Source organism: Streptomyces sp. NPDC059080 (assembly GCF_042739975.1).
In the GTDB taxonomy this organism is placed as follows: Bacteria; Actinomycetota; Actinomycetes; order Streptomycetales; family Streptomycetaceae; genus Streptomyces; species Streptomyces benahoarensis.
In genome coordinates this window covers 17,794-18,621 of the sequence record NZ_JBHYGX010000066.1, presented here as the reverse complement: position 1 = coordinate 18,621, position 828 = coordinate 17,794, and the positions used below count along the sequence as shown (strand labels likewise).

Annotated in this window: 1 protein-coding gene; it reads left to right on the top strand. The window is 78.6% G+C overall.

The annotated features are described in order from the left end of the window. The first annotated feature begins 466 nt into the window (after positions 1-466). Positions 467-736, top strand: coding sequence for a hypothetical protein (locus ACFWWQ_RS29015; protein WP_384602168.1), 270 nt, complete (start codon positions 467-469; stop codon positions 734-736). Positions 737-828 lie beyond the last annotated feature (92 nt).

Here is an 828-nt window from a genome sequence, read left to right as displayed (position 1 = left end):
CCACCCCCCCGCGGGGCCCCCCTCGCCCCCCGGACCCCACCGCGGCGGGGGGGTGGTTTTACCCCCCCGCCGCCCCCCCTCGGCGTTTTCCGGGGCGCGGCTCAACGGGCCGCGGCGGTACGAGTTCCGGGGCGGCGCACCGGTTTGCGGGGCCGTGCCCCTCCGGTCTCCGAAGCCGCCCCTTTCCCGCTTCCGGGCGCCTTCCGCTTCCCCCGCTTCCCCCGCTTCCGGGCGCCTTCCGCCTCCCCTTCCGGTTCGCCCTCCCGCGCCCAGGGCGCCCCGCCGCCGTCCGCGCTCCCGGCCGGAACGGCTCGCCCCGCCCGCCCCCACGTCCTCCCCTTCCCCGCACGTTCGGCGGAACGGAGGCATGAGGGTTGCTGAGCGTGGCTGATGGGTACCACCGCCTACGACCGATTTGTTCGTCCGGTCGGTCCGGTCGTCAGCCGTAACGCGGGAGGGAACACACATGATCTGGGAAGCCCTGGGCGCCGCCGTCGTCGGTCTGGTCCTCTCCTTCACCGCCACCCGCCGACTGCCCGAACGGTTCCCCGTCCGCTCCCTGGCGCTGGCCACCGGCCCGGTCGCCGCCCTGCTGGGCGCGCTGCTGACCCGCTCGATCCTCGGCCCCGGCCACCCCGTCCAGACGCTCGCCGCGGCCGTCGCCGTGGGCGCCGCGCTGCTCTCGGTGCTGATCCGCCCGGCCCGCGGAGCGCTGCGCGGCTCGGCCCCCGCCTGACCCCTGCATATACATACGGCGCGGCCCCGGACCGGGGGGGGCGGGGGGCCCGGCGGGGGCGGGGCGCGGGGGGGCGGCGGGCCCCCCCCGGG